Raw genomic sequence first — 17739 nt, forward strand, 5'->3', positions numbered from 1 at the left:
TTTTTGCTCCTATTTTCCGCTCTTGTTGAGAGACTACGCCGATATTTTAGACTCCTGATTCTAGGGCTTCATACAATATCGTGCGAGATTGAGATCTTTGCCTATACGGCTAGACAAAGTCTGAATATTTATATTAAATACTTTCATGCCACAAGTGAAGATTGAAAAAGATTTTTCTTTAAAACCCGACGATGTCCTTAAGCAGATTGAAACTCTGCTTCGCAACTCCAAAGACCTCAAACAAGTCGAGCCCAACCTGCAAGTGGATGTGAATAATGGGAACCGCACCATCACCGCGCAAGGTAAAAAGCTAAGCGGTAGCGTCAAAGTCCAAGAAAGCGGTTCTGGATGCCATATCGTGCTTGAACTTGACCTGCCATGGACTCTGGCGCCCTTTAAATCCTTGGTGCAATCAAAACTTGAAGCAAATTTAGATAAAATATGTTAGAAATCGCCCATGTCTAAGAGCAGGAAGAAAACCCCAACGGCTAAGACAAAGACGACAGGTGCAAAAAAAACTCAGAAAACGACGTCAAAGTCTGGACCTCCCGAAAGCTTAAGAAAGACCGCTAGGTCTAAGGCGAAGGCACTGCCTTCTGACCTTAAAGCTGAAACACCTGTGCAGGTGGAAATCCTGACTCCCGATTCAGAAATGCCCCCGACAAAAGCTTTGCCCTCTAAACATTCTAAAACCTCTTCTGCGGTTCTTACGCCCAAGACTTCAGGGAGTATCGAAAGAACAGGGAGTACCGAAGAGGTGTCCCCCAAAGACACCTTGAGTTTGTATTTACAACAGATTCGTCAGTACCCCGTGCTGTCCCGAGAGCAAGAGCTAGCGTTGGCCCAAAAGTACTACGAGGACAACGACGCCAAGGCTGCAGAGACTTTGGTGAAGTCCAACCTGAGATTTGTGGTTAAAATTGCATTGGAGTACTCGAAATTCGGCTCACGTGTGATTGACCTGATTCAAGAGGGCAACATGGGGCTGATGCACGCCGTTCGTGAGTACAACCCTTACAAAGGTGTGCGTCTGATCAGCTATGCGGTGTGGTGGATTCGTGGGTACATTCAAGACTACTTAATGAAACAGCAGTCCATCGTAAAAATTGGCACCAATCAAAAGCAACGCAAACTTTTCTACCAACTGGAAAAAGAAAAAAATCGACTCTTACAAGAAGGTTTAGACTCCACACCTAAGCTTTTAAGCCAACGCCTTGATGTCACCGAAAAAGATGTGGTCGAGATGGAACAGCGGCTGGAAAGAGGCGATCTCAGTTTAGATCAGAAGATTTCTGAAGATAATGATCAAAGCTGGTTGGACCGACAAACTGAAAATGATAGCGAATCCTTAGATGAAAGTTTCATCAATGCCGAACAGCTTTCTCTTCTTAAAGAAAAGATTGACGGCTTGATGCCTGAGCTTAATGAAAGAGAGATCGAGCTTTTAAACGAGCGGCTCTTAAACGACGAACCCGTCACACTCAAATCTCTGGGTGACAAGTGGGGTGTGACTAGAGAAGCCGCTAGACAGGCCGAGACCCGCCTGATTGAAAAGATCAAGAAAGCCTTTTTGGAATCTTAGCTAAAAATTTAGAAACTCTTTTTTACTACTCAAACTGCAAATACGAGTTCCATGTTTCAAATGTTTTACGCCCTTAGATAACTCTAAAGGCGCACGTGAATTTAAGATTTAGGTTAAGAATTTACTACCCTGCGAGCAGTTCTTCTTCGTCGAACTTCTGTTGTAGTTTTTGTTTTAGCTTGTTCACAGCTTGAGCATGAAGTTGAGAAATACGACTTTCTGTCACTCTTAGAATTTTACCAATCTCTTTTAAGTTTAAGTCCTCGTAATAGTATAAAGAAAGAACCAAACGTTGTCGTTCTGGCAAAGACTCAATGCACTTAGCGATCGTCTTTTTTACTTTCTTCACATTCAGTTGCACAAAGGGATTGTTTGTCTTAGACGCATCCAAAATATTTAATAAGGATTTTTTGTCCACATTATTATAAGTGGCCTGCTCATCAACAGATAAGATGCTTACAGGTTTCACTTGGTTGACTAAAGAGTGGTATTCATCCATTGAGATCTCAAGTTCTTTAGCTACTTCTTCTTCTGTGGGGCTGCGGCCTAACTCTGATTCTAAACGACTGACGGTTCTGTCTAGTTTTTTAGACTTGTCTCTGACTGATCTAGGAACCCAGTCTTGAGCACGCAATTCATCTAGGATCGCTCCACGAATTCTAAACTCTGCGTAAGTTTTAAATTTGTTATCACGGGTAGGATCATATTTATCAATAGCATCCATCAACCCGATCACACCACTTGAAATGAGATCATCCAATTCAATATTGGCGGGCAAACGAATTGCAATTTTTTGAGCAATAAATTTAATCAAAGGTGCATATTCTGTGATGAGCCGACTCTTTTGCTCTAGAGTTAAGACTTTATTTTCCGTTTTTAACTTTTTTACCATTGATTGTTCTGACATTAAGACCCCTCCCCTGTGCCATCTTTAAGTTTATCAAATCGAGATAGTTTAAAAAAATTTTTCCCCTATATTTTTTTAAACTTGTTTTGTAATTTTAAACTTTAAACTCCCTAAATCCCTTATTTTTCTCAAAAAACGACGATTTTAGTCCCTACCCATTAGACCTGTTAAAAAGTTATGCAACTGTTGCTATAGTGTGATGAAGGTCATCAAAGACCTCTTCAAGCGCTAAAATAGTCTGCCTTTCTGGGTTTTGAACCTCTCCTAAAGCTTCGCCATTCCAAAAAAAACTAATAGGTAATTGTCTGAAGTAAGACTCTTCCAGGGTATGTATCAACCCCAGATAGCCCTCTCTATACTCCCCCACCAGACTGCATGGGATATCATAAAAATCTTTAAACTGATCCAAATCCAAAGCACTGTCTAAAAGCACACTGAAATCAAAAGCGGACGTGACTCCATTGATAAAGTCGGCTCCCAGTTCTAAAGCTTGATCTGGCGGAATCAACCAAATGCCACTTTCGCCCTCTAGCGTAGAGCTGAGTTTTTGTAGACTTAAATCTTCAGGATTGTAGCCTTGAACAACAATTTTATCAGATACACTAAGGTCTTTGATATTGGACACCCATCCTTCAGGAGCAATTACAAAAAAGCCTTTTTCTTTCACGTAGTACTTTAAGGATTTTTGCAAGCTGCACCAAAAGGACTCTGAAGGTTCTTGATTGGCAATCATGCACAGTCTTTGTGAAAGTTCACTTGCAGCTTGGAAACGTGTGATGTCAAAGATCACATTGTGCAAATGGTCTTCGGGGTGTGTCTTCCAAAACTCATCTTTAGCTTTAATGCTTTCTAAAACTGTAGTGATGTACGGGCTTGAAAAGCCTATCTCACGCATTTGAGTGACAAAGTTCTCCCATACTGTATCTAAATTTTCATCAGGCTTGGCATCGGCAAAACGAATCAATTTCACCACCATAGAGTTTGTTTTTGGATCTAACACCTTTTTGCTCACTAAATGAAAATTTTGCTTTCTGTAAGATTCAAAAAGTTCGCGGGCTTGCTGTTCGGATTCACACTCTAAAACCACTTCTTTCACTCTTGCTTTAATCTTCATAAAACCTCTGTAGACACTTTGTATCTTGATGCTTCAATATGTCCGCTTTTTAAAAAATCATTGATAGTGACGGTTAAATCTTTGTCTGCCAAAAACTGAGTTGAGTTTTTTACGTCTTTTAAATCTTTGTCGGCAAAATACACGATCAGAATTCTTTTGATTTCATCTAATTGATCTTCAACATAGGGCTTTGTGGCTTCTTGTACAGAAAGCTCAATGTGAAGAGGCAGTATCTCTTCATGGGTGGTGCCTGTTTTAAGATAGATAGGATTCAAAGTGACTGTGGCGCGTTTTACATCTTGTGCATCTTCTACTGTTGCCTGTATCGCGGCTTCTTTTTGAGATTGCTGAGAGCAACCCGCAAGCATAATTAGTGTGCAGATGGCCGAGTTGAAGATATAAAGTGGTAAGGCTTTGTACTTTGACACAACCTAGTTAAAGCAATTGAGATGCCAAGCAGACCATGGTCAATTTTTCGGACACTTTAGTCTAAGATAATCCCCCAAAATCCACACCAAGAGCGAGTCCTAGGAGACAAGGCTTTGACGTACAAGGTCGTAAAATCGACGGAATTCTGACGAGTCTAAGGGCTTGACTTCATATTGATATCCATAGATTTTATGACATGGCCAAATTCTTTTTAACTCTTTTTTCTCTGCTTCTTATATTTTCTATTGGCATTTTCGCCTTTGATCACTTTGCCCCACAAGTGGAAGTTCCACAAAAACTGCAAGCTCTGATACAAAAATTAACTGCGGGTGAAGAAGTGGAAGTGAAAACTCAAACGGATTTAGCCGACGAAACCACAGAAGAAGAGACCTCTGACATTGCTGATGAGGCAGATGTCGACGAAGAGAATCTGACATTTGCAGAGATGCTCGCTAAAGAAAAGAAAGCACAGACCTCATCCAAAAATAAACCTACAGAGAAATTAAAGTCGACATCACAAGGGAGTGAAAAGAAATCACCCACCCCACAAAAGAACGCAACAAAGACAGCGCCCAAGATGTCTGACGCTCCGAAAGCAAGTTCTACTCCTCCAAAGGCGGTATCTTCTACTGTACCAAAAACAGCCTCACCTTCGAAGAAAGCGTCTACAACAACCACTCCAAAAGGCTGGTGTATTCAAGTGGGTGCATTTCGCACTGATGAAGAGGCTCAGCGTCTGGCTTTAGACCTTGAGAAGAATCGCTACCCTCACTTTGTTTATCAAACAGAAATCAATGGCAATACATGGTACCGCGTGAATGTCGGTCCCTTTGACTCACCTGGTGCTGCTGCTACCTTTAAACAAAGTCGTGGCATCGGGCAAAAGTTTAAAGGAGCTTTTGTTAAAAAACTTTAAACTATGTCTGGAATTGATCTTACTCAGGGACTAAATCCCCAACAAAAAGAAGCCGTACTTAAAACTGAAGGGCCTTTACTGATCCTAGCGGGTGCGGGGTCGGGCAAAACCCGTGTGATCACTCACCGTATTGCGCATATCATTTCCAGCGGTCTGGCTAGTCCTGACGGAATTTTGGCAGTGACCTTTACCAATAAGGCCGCCAAAGAAATGGGAGCACGAATTCAGAAGCTTTTAACTCAGTTGGAGATTCCTATTTATTCTGAACCTTGGGTCAGCACGTTTCACTCGATGGCAGTAAGAATTCTGCGCCAGCATTTACCTCTTTTAGGTTACCAACCTGGATTTTCTATTTATGACAGTGACGATCAGCTTAAGATGATCAAGCAGGTTCTTACCCAGCTCAATATCAACGACAAGATTTATCCTGCTAAAGGTTTTGCATCCAAGATCAACAATGCCAAAACTCAAATGCTCAGCCCTGATGATTTAGCCAAACAGGCCAACTATGGCGGCTATGATGACAGAACCCTAGATGTGTATGAAAACTACGAACGCTCTATGAAGCAGGCCAACGCTTTAGACTTTTCTGACCTGCTGCTAAAGACCTACGAGCTGTTTAAAAACTTTCCACAGATTTTATCCCAATACCAAGATCGCTTTCAGTACATTCATGTTGATGAGTATCAAGACACCAATCGTATTCAGTATATGCTGATCAAAATGCTTGCGGCGAAGTCTGGTAATCTTTGTGTGGTGGGGGATGAAGATCAGTCCATTTATAGCTGGCGTGGAGCAGACATTCGTAACATTTTAGATTTTGAAAATGATTTTGAAGGGGCTGTGGTTAAGCTTGAAAAAAATTATCGCTCTTCAGCCAATATTGTGAATGCGGCCAATGCCGTGATCTCCAATAACACTTATCGCAAAAGTAAAACTCTATTTACGGATAACCCTGAAGGGGAAAAGATCACCATTGCGGAGTCTAATACCGAGTATGATGAGGCTCGCTTTGTGGCTAATCATGTGGAAAAGTTTTTAAACTCCAGTTATAGCCCTAGTGATATTGCTGTGTTTTACAGAACCAACGCCCAATCTCGTGTGATCGAAGAGCAACTGCGCTTAAAATCTATCCCCTACAAGATTGTGGGAGGCACTAAGTTCTACGAACGTAAAGAGATCAAGGACATCATTGCTTACTTAAAAGCACTCGTGAATCCTGAGGACGACATTGCAATTAAAAGAATCATCAATGTGCCAGCCAGAGGAATTGGTAAGACCACTTTACAAAAAATTGAAAACTTAGCCGTGCAAGATCAGTGCTCTTTTATCAAAGCTCTGCAAACTAGCATCACAAATAAAGTTTTTAATTCTGGAACACAAAAAAAGCTGGAAGGCTTTTTAAATCTTATTGTGCGTTTGCAAGACAAAAAAGATCTGCCTTTAGATGAACTCTACCATCTTGTTTTAGATGATACCCTTTACATTCAAAAACTGCGTGAAGAGAACACCCTAGAATCTAAAAGTCGCATTGAGAACTTAGAAGAACTTAATAACGCCATTGTGCAGTTCTGCAAAGAACGTCAAAGCGAAGCCAGTTTGCAAACCTTCTTAGAAGAAATGGCACTGGTGTCTGACATCGACGAAGTGGATGACCAATGGAACTCGGTCACCTTAATGACATTACACATTTCAAAAGGATTAGAATTCCCTGTCGTCTTTCTTGTCGGCATGGAAGAGGGGCTTTTTCCTGGACATCAAAAGATCAACGACGCGGATGACACAGAAATGGAAGAAGAACGTCGTCTTTGTTATGTGGGGATGACTCGGGCTCGTGAAAGGCTCTTTATGCTTCACGCTCGTACACGTAAGGTGTGGGGTCAGGATCAATTCCATCCCCCTAGCCGCTTTTTATCGGAAGTCCCTGATGAGTTTACCAATAAAGCCTCATTAGGTTTACGACCTAAGTTTATGGATCAATATGGAAGTGGGAGTTATGGCTCTGAAGCTGGCTACGGTAGTGCTTCGGGGTCCTACTCTTCGGACTATGGTGGCAAATCCTCATCTTCTGGGTATGGGTCCTCTTCGTATGGGAAATCGGCAAATAGCAAATCCAGCGTAGCTTATGGGCGTAAGTCTATCACCAGAAAAGCAGGGGCCTCCCCTTCCAAGGCCTCCTATAACCCTTTCCCTGACTATGAAAGTGGCGACAGTGGTTATGTGTCCTCATCTAGTTCCTACAAAAAAGGCATGCGAGTCAAACATCCTACCTTTGGCTTTGGTTCTATCTATGACATAGAGGGGGCGGGAGATTCTGAAAAGGTCAGTGTCCTCTTTAACGACAATGTCATCCGTAAATTTGTCACCAAATACGCCCGCCTCGAACAGGTCTAGGGCTCGTCCCTTCCGCCATTTTATATAGGGTTTTCTTATTTATTCCCTTTCTATATAGAGATAGACCTCCAGCAAGCGGGACGCGTTTTGCTCGAAGAGCAAATGCTGGCAGAGCCCATGGATGGGCGTGTCTGTTTCTATATAGAAAGGGAATAAATAAGAAAACCCTATATAAAATGGCGGAAGGGGCTTCTGGGACGTTTTTGGGCTTTGCTATAAATTTGTTAAACAGTTTGCCCCCTTATTTTTAGGCGAAAAGTTGGCCTAGCTTTTGATATGTCTATGTTGTGGAGGGTTTGACAATGAAAACTCTAGGTATAAGCAAGACAGCATCTTTATTTTTAAAGCTTGTATGTGTCTTATCATTCGTATCTTTAACTGCCTGTGATGATGGTGGAGGCGGACTTAGCGCAAGCCAACATCCTCATTTGCCACCTGCGGGTACTATTGAGGCGTGCAGATACCAACAGCAAAATCAGTTTTTTGTAGGTATTCCAGGAAATCCTCATTGCCCTTACCAAGGACAGGCTATCAATGGCCAAGTTGAGGCTTTTGCTCAGATCAATTTTAATGCAGGTTTTGAAATCGACTTTGGACTTCAGTACAACGACGCTTGTCCCCCAGGACAAATGCCTGTTTACGAACACATCCAAGGTAATCTGATTCATACTCGTTGTGACAATATTGGTGGCTCTTATGTGGATTACGTGTTTTTCCAACATCATAATAGCAGCAACTGTGCTGGTGCTTTTGCTGGAGATAAACGCTGTATCCCTAATCCGCTCTAAGTTCCGCAACACATTTTATTTTGGTTCCCTAGCCTTCCAGAATTCTCCCTCCCCCCCTTGGTTCTGGAGGGCTTTTTTTATAAGTCCAGCATGGGGATTTTCCCTAGAGTTTTTCTTATTATTCACCTGGGGGGGGGTGGAGGGGGGTGAGCGGGCATATAGAAACAGACCTCCAGCAAGCGGGACGCGTTTTGCTCGAAGAGCAAATGCTGGCAGAGCCCATGGATGGGCGCGTCTGCTTCTATATGGATAGGTGAATAATAAGAAAAACTCTAGGGAAAATCCCCATGCTGGACTTGTCAAAGCGTTGGCAGGGCACATATTCAATACTATAATTTTCCTTTCTTTAGGAGGCCCCATGTCTGATCCGATTTTAAATTCCAGTCTTTTTGACCAAGCCATTAATTTTAGCAAGTTCACAGCTAAAGACTTAGCAGGGTCCCTCAAACAAAGTTTTGAGAAGGCTTTAAAACAAAGAGATGCTTTGATTGCGCCTCAAACAGAAATCCGTTGGGATAACACCATGGGAACTCTTGAGAGTTGTGGTGAGGATTTAGAAAAAGTCCTTGCTGTGGTTTTCAACTTCTTTAGTGCGAACACCAGTGATGACATTCAAAAGCTTGTGGAAGAGTATTCGCCATTGTTGTCTGAATATTCGAACTCCATCACTTTAAGCGACGAACTCTTTAAACGAGTTAAGTTTTTGTATGAAAGCCAAGGTAGCCTTAATCTCAACGCCGAACAGAAACAGCTTCTTAAGAAATCTTATGACGACTTTGTACGTAACGGCGCACTTTTAAGTGCAGAAAAAAAAGAAGAGCTTAAAAAGATCGACCGTGATCTTTCTGAACTGAGCCCTAAATTTTCAAAAAATGTTTTAGATGCCACAAACGCTTTTGTGCTGACTTTAAACAAAGAAGACCTAGAAGGACTTCCTGAGTCCGCCATTGAAGCCGCAGCCGCTGAAGCCGAGAGCCGTGGTCTGCAAGGACAATATGTCGTCACGTTAGATTTTCCTAGTTACTCCCCTTATATGAAGTATGCTAAAAATCGTGAGATCCGCCAGAAACTATTTATGGCTATGGCTCATCGTGCGTACAAAGATCAATTTGACAACCAAGAGACCATAAAAAATATGGTGAACCTAAGAAAACAAAAAGCACAAATTCTGGGCTTTAAAGACTATGCCGAATTTATTTTATCTAACCGTATGGCTGAAACTCCACAAAAGGTTTTTGATTTTTTACTTAAATTAAACCAAGTGGCCTTACCCAAAGCCAAAGAAGAAATCAAGGAGATTGCCGATTTTGCTCAAGCCACCGATCAGGTTGAAATGCAGGAATGGGATTTTAGCTATTATGCAGAAAAATTCAAACAGAAAAAATTTGACTTCGATGCTGAAGAACTTCGCCCATATTTTAAATTAGAAAACGTTTTACGAGGCGCTTTTGACCATGCAGAAAAGCTTTATGGTATTGCATTTTATAAACGCGAAGACCTGCCCGTGTATCACCCTGATGTGACTGTGTATGAGGTCAAAGATGCTAAAACTCAAAACTACGTTGGGTTATTTTATGCAGACTTTTTCCCTCGTGCCACAAAACGTGGTGGGGCTTGGATGACCTCGTATCGTGATCAAGGCACATGGAATGGCGAAGTTAAACGCCCTCATATCAGTATTGTGTGCAACTTCACTAAACCCACTCCGACCAAACCTTCCCTTTTAACTTTTATTGAAGTTCAAACCCTGTTCCATGAGTTTGGTCACTCTTTGCACGGCCTACTTTCTGACTGCCAATACCGCAGCCTAGGAGGAACTAATGTATTGTGGGACTTTGTCGAGCTTCCATCGCAAATTATGGAAAACTGGACGCTTGAAAAGGAAAGTTTGCACCTCTTTGCCCGTCACTACGAAACTGGCGAGCTGATCCCTGATGAATTGATCCAAAAACTTCAAGCCAGCGAGAACTTCTTAAACGCTTATGCTTGTGTCCGTCAGTTTAATTTCGCGTATATGGATATGATCTGGCACACGCAACCTGATTTGAGCTTTAAGGATATCAACGAGTACGAAAAGGCCATGCTTAAAGACACCTTGCTCTTTAAGACTCACACAGGCTCTTCTTCTTGTGCTTTTTCTCATATCTTTGCTGGAGGCTATGCGGCTGGCTACTACTCTTATAAGTGGGCTGAGGTGCTGGATGCCGATGCCTTTGAGTTTTTTAAAGAAAAAGGGATCTTTAACTCCGATGTGGCCACCTCGTTCAAAGAGAACATCCTTTCTAAAGGCTCTACGGCACACCCCATGGAGCTTTACAAGAAGTTTCGTGGCCGAGAACCAGATGTTTCCGCGCTCTTAAGACGTGATGGCCTTATCTAGGCTTTGCCTATTTTATGCTTACAGTCGATTTTTAAGATTCCACCTTTCTACTGGCCTTTTTAGGGCCAGTTTTATTATAATCAGTGGTGTCCAAATTTATATTTGCAGGTGACCATGGTTAAAAATATTTTAATTGTCTATCGTGACGATACTCCTCAAGCTGAAAAGCTCAGCCAAGATTTCAAACGCTACCTTTCAGGACAAAGCATTGATGTCGACATTTTAAGTTACACGGAACTTAAAGATAAAGTGTGTGCTCAGGGTTATGATCTGGTTGTCGTTTTGGGAGGAGATGGGACTTACCTCTCTACCGTCCGTCATTTGCATCCACATGACACACCCATCTTAGGAATTAACATGGGGTCTTTAGGTTTTTTAACAGAGGTTAAATTGGATGCGGCTTATGAAGCCCTTGATGCCGCGTTAAATGATAAACTTGAAAGACGCCCACGCACCATGATCGAGGTTCAGATTCAACATGCTAATAAAAGTATTTATGAAGATACTGCCCTTAACGATGTGGTGATTGAAAGAGGAGCGCGCTCACAACTGGTACGCATTCAAATTTACTCCCAGTCCAACTTAGTCCAAGATGTTAAAGCAGATGGACTGATCATCTCCACACCTACAGGAAGTACGGCCTACAACTTAGCTGCAGGTGGTCCTATCCTACACCCAGAGATGGCAGGGCTGGTAGTCACACCCGTGGCTCCCCACAATTTGACCAGTCGACCGATTGTATTTCCCGACCATTTAGAACTTCGACTGCGTTTAGCCCCTGGCAATCAAACAGCACAACTCACTATTGATGGACGCAAAGTGGAAGCCATTACCGAACATGACACCATCATTCTTAAAAAATCCACTCACCAACATTTCGTTTTAAGAAAAAAAGGACACAATTATTTTGATCTGCTTCGCGAAAAACTAAAGTTTGGACAAAGAGACTAAGATCACAAAGTAAGGAGGCTATCTTATGTTAGTTGAACTACGAGTTAAAAACTTTGCACTGATTGATGAACTCAACATTCAATTTAAAAAAGGCTTTAACGTTTTAAGTGGAGAAACAGGCTCAGGAAAGTCGATCTTACTTAAAAGTTTAGCCGTACTGATGGGAGCACCTAGCTCAAATGATTTTGTCGGTCCATTTGGTGACACCGCCCAAGTCGAAGGTTTATTTGATGTCAGCGAGCGCCCTGACATTAAAGAGCGTTTAAATGAAATGGATCTTATGGATGGCGATGACCTGATCGTCAGAAGACAGCTGGGTAAAAAAAGCCGCGTGTATATCAATGGTTCTATGATCACTCTGACAGAGCTTAAAAATATCATCACCCCGATCTTAGAAATTGCAGGCCCCTTCTCGGCCCCACTGATGGAGATGACAGGGCAGCATGACACCAAACAGCTTTTATCCACCCACTACCATCGGTTTTTATTAGACCTCTTTGGTGGTGTGCAAAAGCATCTCGAAGAGTACCGCGTGGGGTTTGAGCACAGAAATAAATTGATCCAAGAGACGGAAGAGTTAAAAAGCAAAGCCCACGAACGTCATCACCAGCTTGATTTTTTAAAGTATCAAATCCAAGAACTGGATCAGTTTAACTTTGATCCCGAAGCCGACGGAGACCTTAAAGAGCGCATTTCGCGATTAAAGAACAAACAAAAGCTGATCGATTTCTTAGCTTCTGCGGATTATGTTTTAAATCAAAGTTCAGAATCTGTGCTTTCTGGCATTCATAAAATTCTTAAGACTTCGGAAGTGTTTGGTGATTCTTACGAAAAGATCAACGCCAGCATGGAAAACCTGCAAACAGCCAAAGCCATCATCGAAGATGTGTCCTTTGAGCTTTCTAACTTTGAAAGCCACGCCTTTTCTGACGAAGATAACCTTGATGCCTTAACCGAACGTTACACTAAACTTAGAAGTCTACAAAAGAAATTCGGCGAGAGCATTGAAGAGTTTATGAATGCTCATGCTAAACTTAAAACTGAAATCGAAACTTTAGAAAGTCTAGATGATATTCTTGCAAATAAAGAAGCAGAACTTAAAACTCTTGAAACTAAACTGCAAATGAAAGCCTCACAGATGCACGAACTGCGTCTGTTGGCCGCAAAAAACATTGAGGTGAAGGTCAATGAACAATTGCAAGACCTCAATATGAAGGGTGTTTTATTTTTTGTAGGTCTTGAACGCTCAGGGGAACTAAACCGTTATGGAAGTTCAAAGGTGGAGTTTTTAGTAAAGACTCACAGTGAGTCCGAACTTAGGCCTTTGGCAAAAACAGCCAGTGGTGGGGAGTTAAGTCGGATTTTACTTTCTATCAAATCTGTTCTTGGCGAAAATGAATGGCCACGCACTTACCTGTTTGATGAAGTGGATACTGGTGTCAGTGGCCCTACGGCAGAATTAGTAGGCAAAAAGCTAAAAACATTAGCTTTTGATCAGCAAATTCTATGCGTCACACATCTTCCCCAAGTGGCGGCCTTAGGGGACCATCACTACGCCATTGAAAAACTAGTTCGTCAGGATAAAACCCAGATCAAAGTGCGTGAACTGAATAAAAATGAGCGGGTCACAGAAATTGCACGTTTGATGTCGGGCGAACATATTTCAGAGTCCAGTCGCCAACACGCTCAAAAGCTGTTAGGATACTAAGAAGTTTTAAAGCTACTTTGTAGTTTTGGGAGCCTTTTTTGTTTCACATTAAAAATTCAATGCTTGATGACCTCAAAGCGGGTCTTGTGGTTTCGCTTGTGGCTTTGCCTCTATGCTTAGGAATTGCTTTAGCCTCTGGAGCACCAGCACTTTCAGGACTGCTAGCTGGTATTATTGGTGGGCTTCTGATTGGAATACTCAGTCCTTCTCATGTTTCCGTCAGTGGGCCTGCGGCGGGTCTAACAGTGGTGGTCTTAGATGCCATTGCGGATATAGGTTCTTTTGCTGCTTTTTTACCTGCTCTGATTTTAGCAGGGTTGATCCAACTACTTATGGGGCTCTTTCGGCTTGGGAAAATTTCAAATTTCGTACACCACTGCGTAATTGAAGGTATGCTGTCAGCTATTGGCTTAATTCTGATCATCAAACAACTGCCCTATGTGATTGGCTCTTTAAGCCCCAAATACACAGAGATTTTTAATACCCCTGCACCTGACAATATAAACTTAGGAGCTTTTTTAATTGGGCTGATCTGTCTGATTTTTATTGCTGTTCACAATACAACCTCTTTGAAAGATAAAAAATTTTTTAAACTTATTCCTTTATCAATGCTTTTGGTGGTTATAGCTTCGGTTTTAGCGTTTTTGTTTTCATTTTATTCTCCACTTCAATTATCTCAAAACTTATTCGTAGACCTCAGTGGAATTACGGGTGGTGCACAAGCGTTTTCTGCTTTGATCTTCCCTGACTTCTCACAAGGCTTTTCACTTAACATCATTAAATATGCCGTAGTTATGGCTTTAGTGGCCAGTCTTGAAACTCTTTTATGTGTTAAAGCCGCTGACCAAATCGACCCCCACAAGCGCTTTACCCCTCCAAATAAAGAATTATTTGCTCAAGGCATTGGTAATATATTTTCTGGATTTATCGGTGGGCTTCCCATAACTTCTGTCATTGTCAGAACCTCAGTGAATATTCAAGCGGGTGCCAAAACCAAGTGGGCCTCTGTCTTTCACGGCATAATTCTAATGATAGGACTCTTAGCTTTTCCCACTTTAATCACCAAGATCCCTTTGGCGGTTCTGGCATGTATTTTAGTGCTTGCAGGTTATAATCTGGCTCACCCCAGACAGATCTCTTCAAGTGTGAAAAATGGGTTTTTATATGCCATTCCTTTCTTTGTCACTTTAACTATAGTGGTTTTTACAGACATCCTTATAGGAGTCATTGTAGGCCAGTGTGTCTCTATGGCTCTACGTTTTGGCTTTAAAGGATCACAAGAAAAGCTGAAACACACTTAATCTTTTGTCCCCTATTGAAAAAACTCCATTTGCAGATTTTTTCTTGTGTTTACAAAAAAATCGTATTAACACCCTTACACGCCGATTTTGATAAAGCTTGCGGGCGCACAGCTAAGCTTTAGAGACTCCATGTTAGAGGTTAAATCCCAAGCTGGACTCTACACCGATTCAAGCCCCACTCTTATCAAATTTAACTTTTTAATCTTTTACAAGAGAAGAGATGAATGAAAATCATTTGGGTATGGCTATTTAGTATTGGAGTAGGATTCAGCTCTGCCGCTTACGGCAAGACTTTACAATGTCAGTCCTATCTGAGCGAAAACAGTGCTCAGGTTTTACAACAGGTTAAAATTTTTGATCGTATTTATAAAAATGATTTTTTTGTATCGAGAACCTTTGACCGTTATACCAGTTTGCTTACATCCCCCCAAATTCCTCCTCTAATAGAGTTTTTAAGATCATTGAAAGCTAAAGACATTTACCTTGATGCAGGAGCAGGTGAAGCCAAAGCCTTAGTGGAACTTATAAGGCGTACTCAAGAACTTGAACTTCCCCCATTGCAATATTTGGCCGTAGCCCTTAAAAGACCTGGATTCAGTGAGGGTTTTAAAAAATCCAATCCTCAAGCTCTGACGGAATTAGAGCAGCATCTTGTCACTTATGCCAAACAGTTTCGTTATATTGATGGGGATCTTATTGAAAATTTAGTGGCTTCACCCAAGTCTGGGCTTTTTTCCTATCACAATAAAGTCAGTCTGATCACAGACATCTATGGACCTTTTTCTTACACTTCAAAAATTGAAGATGTCTTGCTTGCGTATGCCTCTTTATTAAAGGTCGGCGGGAATGCCTTGATTCACTTTTATGATCCAGGATTAAATTTTGTGAATAAAACCAAAAGAGGAACATCAAATAAAAGTAAAAATTTAGAACAAATGTCTCATTTAATTTCAGAATTGACGCAAGGACGTTTGGAAGCCGTTGTGGTGAGCCCTCAACATGAAGGCAAGTGGCCTCAAACCCATCTGGCAATACTTTGGTTAAAAAAAGTTTCTGACTCCCCCACCCTGACACCACAATCGCATATTGAGCTTAAACATATTTATGACGAAGCCCCACCGATTAGGACTTATGAAGTGAGTTCAAAATAGTTTTATGCTAAAACAAATATTTAATATAAAAACTCCTCAAAATTATTTGAGGAGTTTAACCATTTATAAAAAACCTAACAAGGTGACTTATACTCTAGTTGTCTGCGATGGCTTTTACAAAAGCGCCTGTTGTGGCATCCACGATGTATTCCATTTCCACACCGTTTTCATAACCATCAAATTCGTAGTGCCAGCCATATCTCAAGCTGGATTCCAGTGACCATTCTCCAGCAGCTTGTTTACCTGCGGCTTGTAAGCCTTGAAGTGCTGTAGCCAGTGGCACTAAAGCATTGGGAGGAGTTAAGTTGTCGCTAGAGGCATTTTTACCTGATGCTTCTTCAAAAACGCCTTTACGTGTGAACTCGACTTCTACGATAGTGCCATTTGTAGTTTGCACTTTCACTTCATCACGCTCTAAAACTACAACTTGCCCACCAGGAACGTAAAGTAAAGCTTGTGAGCTGATGTCTTGAGCCTGTGCCATTGCCACTTGTGAACCCAAACCTAAAAATAGAACTAATGATGCTAATGTGTATTTCATTGTAAGACTCCTTTTTGTAAATGTTGTTACAGTCATTTTACAATATGAAGTCTTACAGATTTCCTACAGAATCATTACAAGTTGGTAATGTTATGACAAAAGTACTTCCTTGCGGACCTGTGCTGCTCAAACTTACAGCACCTCCATGAGCCTTGATGATCGCCTTAACCACACTAAGCCCAATACCAAGTCCATGAGTTGTGCGACTTTGATCTGCGCGATACAGTCGATCCCAAATTCGAGCTTGATCTTTAGGATCAATCCCACACCCATGATCTTTAATCCTAATGTACACCTGTCCCTGTTGTTGCTCGGCAGAAATATAAACTTCTGTTCCTGCAGGAGAGTACTTAATGGCATTATCAACTAGATTACTAAGAGCTTGGGATAAACGAGTCACATCACCTAAAACGAAAACAGAAGAAGGTGCTTCCGTGTAAAGGCTAATGTCTTTGTCTTCTGCGGTGTACTGAAATAAATCTTTAATCCCTTCAATCAAATCTGAAATATTGATCCTTTCTTTTTTCATCTTCATCGAAGAAGATTCAGCCTCTGAAGCATCCATAATCGCATTAAGTAAAGCCGTGATTTGTTCGACACTTTCTAGGCCGTTAAGCAAAGCCTCTTTAAGACTTCGAGCATCTCCTTCTTGTGAAGATATGGCTCTTTCTGCTTCTATACGAAAACGCGTAAGTGGCGTACGCATATCATGGGCGATATTATCCAGTGTGCTTTTTAGATTTTCCAAAAGCTGTTCGTTACGATCCAATAGAGCATTAAACTTTATCGCTAGCTCGTCGACTTCATCACCACGCCCATAGTTCTCAGCTCGCAAATGAGTCTCGCCCGATTGAATGCGTTGAATTCGTTGTGTGAGACTGCGCAGTGGAGTAAGAATAGTGCGCGAAAGAAACAAACTTAGCAAAATCCCCACAGCAATGAAAGGTACAAGCACCATAAAACCTAAATATCTAATCTGTTCCAGATACTCTTCACGGCTTTCGGCACTTTTAGCGATATGCAACCATCGTTTATTTTGTAAAGGCAAAGTATAAACTTCGACCAGATCATTTTCCACAAAAGGCAACGCTGCCGCCCAATGCTTAAGAGTGAATTTAGCAAGATTATTTTCAATCACATCGAAAATATCTTTGTCCTCACCTTCATTTTTTATAATATAACTCCACCCTGATTTTAGAGATAATTGTGACAGTTCTTTATTGAGTTCTAAAATTTCATATTCATCATTATAATTTTCTAATTCATCTTTAGAAAAATCATCTTCTATACGAGTGGGATGAGTATGAAAAAGAACTTTCTGGTCTTGATCCAGAATCATCACAAAAATTTCTGGTGAGATGCTGTTTTGTAGATTTTGTATTCCTAAGCTTTCAATGATTTGCGCATAGTTTTGCGACAACTTAATTAAAAGCTTTCTGTCGTTTTGAATTAAAGATGAAGATAATAGATAATAGATTGTTGCTGAAACACAGAACAATGAAAAAATCAGAATGAAAGATGACCAAATGACCAGTCTTGGACCAATTTTATTCAGATGTGCCCTCTTTTAAAACGTA

At 41.3% G+C, this 17739-nt stretch carries 15 protein-coding genes; 10 read left to right on the forward strand and 5 right to left on the reverse strand.

From position 1 onward, the window contains the following. Positions 1–145 precede the first annotated feature (145 nt). Positions 146–448: a polyhydroxyalkanoic acid system family protein gene (locus tag M9899_10315; protein ID MCO5114549.1), complete on the forward strand. Its 303-nt coding sequence runs from the start codon at positions 146–148 to the stop codon at positions 446–448. A 9-nt stretch (positions 449–457) separates the two neighbouring features. Then, on the forward strand, positions 458–1582 hold the full coding sequence (locus M9899_10320) for an RNA polymerase factor sigma-32 (protein ID MCO5114550.1): 1125 nt from the start codon (positions 458–460) through the stop codon (positions 1580–1582). Between the two features lie 124 nt (positions 1583–1706). On the opposite strand, the gene M9899_10325 is transcribed toward M9899_10320, so the two are convergent. The 3 genes from M9899_10325 to M9899_10335 form a co-directional block, all read right to left on the reverse strand. Beyond that, positions 1707–2489: a FliA/WhiG family RNA polymerase sigma factor gene (locus tag M9899_10325; GenBank protein ID MCO5114551.1), complete on the reverse strand. Its 783-nt coding sequence runs from the start codon at positions 2487–2489 to the stop codon at positions 1707–1709. A 175-nt stretch (positions 2490–2664) separates the two neighbouring features. Continuing rightward, positions 2665–3603, reverse strand: coding sequence for a hypothetical protein (locus M9899_10330; protein ID MCO5114552.1), 939 nt, complete (start codon positions 3601–3603; stop codon positions 2665–2667). Continuing rightward, the gene (locus M9899_10335) at positions 3600–4031 is read right to left on the reverse strand and encodes a hypothetical protein (GenBank protein ID MCO5114553.1); all 432 of its coding nucleotides are present in this window, start codon (positions 4029–4031) and stop codon (positions 3600–3602) included. The genes M9899_10330 and M9899_10335 overlap by 4 nt, the downstream gene beginning before the upstream one ends. Before the next feature lie 197 nt (positions 4032–4228). Here M9899_10335 and M9899_10340 point away from each other — a divergent pair, with 197 nt between their 5' ends. The 8 genes from M9899_10340 to M9899_10375 all read left to right on the forward strand — a co-directional run bounded on the left by M9899_10340 (position 4229) and on the right by M9899_10375 (position 15621). Next, positions 4229–4948, forward strand: a complete 720-nt coding sequence (locus M9899_10340; protein MCO5114554.1) for an SPOR domain-containing protein — start codon at positions 4229–4231, stop codon at positions 4946–4948. Positions 4949–4951: 3 nt separating this feature from the next. Next, positions 4952–7342 (forward strand): UvrD-helicase domain-containing protein, encoded by a 2391-nt coding sequence (locus tag M9899_10345; protein MCO5114555.1) that lies wholly within the window; start codon positions 4952–4954, stop codon positions 7340–7342. A gap of 302 nt (positions 7343–7644) precedes the next feature. After that, a complete protein-coding gene (locus tag M9899_10350; protein ID MCO5114556.1) occupies positions 7645–8130 on the forward strand; it encodes a hypothetical protein in 486 nt (161 codons plus the stop codon). Positions 8131–8488: 358 nt separating this feature from the next. After that, complete coding sequence (locus M9899_10355) at positions 8489–10510, forward strand: M3 family metallopeptidase (GenBank protein MCO5114557.1); 2022 nt, start codon at positions 8489–8491, stop codon at positions 10508–10510. Between the two features lie 114 nt (positions 10511–10624). Beyond that, positions 10625–11461, forward strand: coding sequence for an NAD(+)/NADH kinase (locus M9899_10360; GenBank protein MCO5114558.1), 837 nt, complete (start codon positions 10625–10627; stop codon positions 11459–11461). 25 nt (positions 11462–11486) lie between these two features. Further along, positions 11487–13169, forward strand: coding sequence for a DNA repair protein RecN (recN, locus tag M9899_10365; GenBank protein ID MCO5114559.1), 1683 nt, complete (start codon positions 11487–11489; stop codon positions 13167–13169). A gap of 38 nt (positions 13170–13207) precedes the next feature. Next, the gene (locus M9899_10370; protein ID MCO5114560.1) at positions 13208–14470 is read left to right on the forward strand and encodes a SulP family inorganic anion transporter; all 1263 of its coding nucleotides are present in this window, start codon (positions 13208–13210) and stop codon (positions 14468–14470) included. 224 nt (positions 14471–14694) lie between these two features. After that, positions 14695–15621 carry a hypothetical protein gene (locus M9899_10375; GenBank protein ID MCO5114561.1) on the forward strand — a complete coding sequence of 309 codons (927 nt, stop codon included), beginning with the start codon at positions 14695–14697 and terminating at the stop codon, positions 15619–15621. A gap of 94 nt (positions 15622–15715) precedes the next feature. On the opposite strand, the gene M9899_10380 is transcribed toward M9899_10375, so the two are convergent. After that, the gene (locus M9899_10380; protein ID MCO5114562.1) at positions 15716–16162 is read right to left on the reverse strand and encodes a PepSY domain-containing protein; all 447 of its coding nucleotides are present in this window, start codon (positions 16160–16162) and stop codon (positions 15716–15718) included. A gap of 52 nt (positions 16163–16214) precedes the next feature. Continuing rightward, a complete protein-coding gene (locus tag M9899_10385; protein ID MCO5114563.1) occupies positions 16215–17582 on the reverse strand; it encodes a HAMP domain-containing histidine kinase in 1368 nt (455 codons plus the stop codon). Between the last annotated feature and the right edge of the window lie 157 nt (positions 17583–17739).

The organism is Pseudobdellovibrionaceae bacterium, assembly GCA_023954155.1.
Taxonomy (GTDB): domain Bacteria; phylum Bdellovibrionota; class Bdellovibrionia; order Bdellovibrionales; family UBA1609; genus JAMLIO01.

Excerpts from the sequence above, each read along its gene's own strand:
- M9899_10340 (MCO5114554.1), top strand. The coding sequence starts at position 4,229 with ATGGCCAAATTCTTTTTAACTCTTTTTTCTCTGCTTCTTATATTTTCT.
- M9899_10350 (MCO5114556.1), top strand. The coding sequence starts at position 7,645 with ATGAAAACTCTAGGTATAAGCAAGACAGCATCTTTATTTTTAAAGCTT.
- M9899_10380 (MCO5114562.1), bottom strand. The coding sequence starts at position 16,162 with ATGAAATACACATTAGCATCATTAGTTCTATTTTTAGGTTTGGGTTCA.
- M9899_10360 (MCO5114558.1), top strand. The coding sequence starts at position 10,625 with ATGGTTAAAAATATTTTAATTGTCTATCGTGACGATACTCCTCAAGCT.
- M9899_10315 (MCO5114549.1), top strand. The coding sequence starts at position 146 with ATGCCACAAGTGAAGATTGAAAAAGATTTTTCTTTAAAACCCGACGAT.
- M9899_10375 (MCO5114561.1), top strand. The coding sequence starts at position 14,695 with ATGAAAATCATTTGGGTATGGCTATTTAGTATTGGAGTAGGATTCAGC.
- M9899_10320 (MCO5114550.1), top strand. The coding sequence starts at position 458 with ATGTCTAAGAGCAGGAAGAAAACCCCAACGGCTAAGACAAAGACGACA.
- recN (MCO5114559.1), top strand. The coding sequence starts at position 11,487 with ATGTTAGTTGAACTACGAGTTAAAAACTTTGCACTGATTGATGAACTC.
- M9899_10330 (MCO5114552.1), bottom strand. The coding sequence starts at position 3,603 with ATGAAGATTAAAGCAAGAGTGAAAGAAGTGGTTTTAGAGTGTGAATCC.
- M9899_10345 (MCO5114555.1), top strand. The coding sequence starts at position 4,952 with ATGTCTGGAATTGATCTTACTCAGGGACTAAATCCCCAACAAAAAGAA.
- M9899_10325 (MCO5114551.1), bottom strand. The coding sequence starts at position 2,489 with ATGTCAGAACAATCAATGGTAAAAAAGTTAAAAACGGAAAATAAAGTC.
- M9899_10355 (MCO5114557.1), top strand. The coding sequence starts at position 8,489 with ATGTCTGATCCGATTTTAAATTCCAGTCTTTTTGACCAAGCCATTAAT.